A 1,452-nucleotide genomic window follows, 5' to 3' on the forward strand; every position below is an offset into this window, starting at 1 on the left:
GCGGCCTTCTTCAACGCCGCCAGCGCCGCGTCCACCGCCGCCTGATCCCGCTCCGCGCGCAGCTTCGCCAGCCGCTCGGCCTGCTGGGCCTCGATCGCCGGGTCGACGCGCAGCGGCTCGTACGGCTCCTCCTCGTCGAGCTGGAAGCGGTTGACACCGACCACCACCCGCTCACCGGCATCGGTCTCCTGGGCGATCCGGTAGGCGCTGCGCTCGATCTCGTTCTTCTGAAAACCACGCTCGATGGCGTTGACCGCACCACCGAGGTCCTCCACCTTCCCCATCAGCTCCAACGCCGCCGCCTCCACCTCGTCGGTCATCTTCTCGATGACATACGACCCCGCGAACGGATCCACGGTGGCGGTCACGTCCGTCTCGTACGCCAGCACCTGCTGGGTACGCAACGCCAGCCGCGCCGACTTGTCCGTCGGCAGCGCGATCGCCTCGTCGAAGGAGTTGGTGTGCAGCGACTGCGTACCGCCCAGCACCGCCGCCAGGGCCTGCACCGCCACACGGACCAGGTTCACCTCCGGCTGCTGGGCCGTCAGCTGCACCCCGGCCGTCTGCGTATGGAACCGCAGCATCCACGACTTGGGGTTCCTCGCCCCGAACTCCTCCCTCATCACCCGCGCCCAGATCCGCCGGGCCGCACGGAACTTCGCGACCTCCTCCAGGATCGTCGTCCGCGCCACGAAGAAGAACGACAACCGCGGCGCGAAGTCGTCCACATCCATCCCCGCCGCCACCGCCGTGCGCACGTACTCGATACCGTCCGCGAGGGTGAAGGCGATCTCCTGCGCCGGGGACGCGCCCGCCTCGGCCATGTGATAGCCGGAGATCGAGATCGTGTTCCACTTCGGGATCTCGGCCCTGCAGTACTTGAAGATGTCCGCGATCAGACGCAGGGACGGCTTGGGCGGGAAAATGTACGTGCCCCGGGCGATGTACTCCTTGAGCACGTCGTTCTGGATCGTGCCGGTGAGCTTGTCGGCGCTCACGCCCTGCTCCTCCGCGACCAGCTGGTACAGCAGCAGAAGAAGAGCGGCCGGGGCGTTGATCGTCATCGATGTGGAGACCTTGTCCAGCGGGATGCCGTCGAACAGCACCCGCATGTCATCGATCGAGTCGATCGCCACACCCACCTTGCCGACCTCGCCGTGCGCGATCGGCGCGTCGGAGTCGTGACCCATCTGGGTGGGCAGGTCGAAAGCGACCGACAGGCCCATCGTGCCGTTGGCGATCAACTGCTTGTAACGGGCGTTGGACTCCACCGCCGTACCGAAACCGGCGTACTGCCGCATCGTCCAGGGACGACCCGTGTACATCGTCGGGTACACGCCCCGCGTGTACGGGTACGCGCCCGGCTCACCCAGCTTCTCGGCCGGGTCCCAGCCCTCCAGAGCCTCCGGCCCGTAGACCGGCTCGATGGGCAGACCGGACTCCGACTCGCGC

General features: G+C 67.6%; 1 protein-coding gene. It reads right to left on the minus strand.

From position 1 onward, the window contains the following. Window positions 1-1,452: acyl-CoA mutase large subunit family protein (locus ACYVMZ_RS39275; protein WP_461088098.1), on the minus strand; the 1,452-nt coding region annotated here is incomplete at both ends.

Source organism: Streptomyces deserti (genome assembly GCF_054782695.1).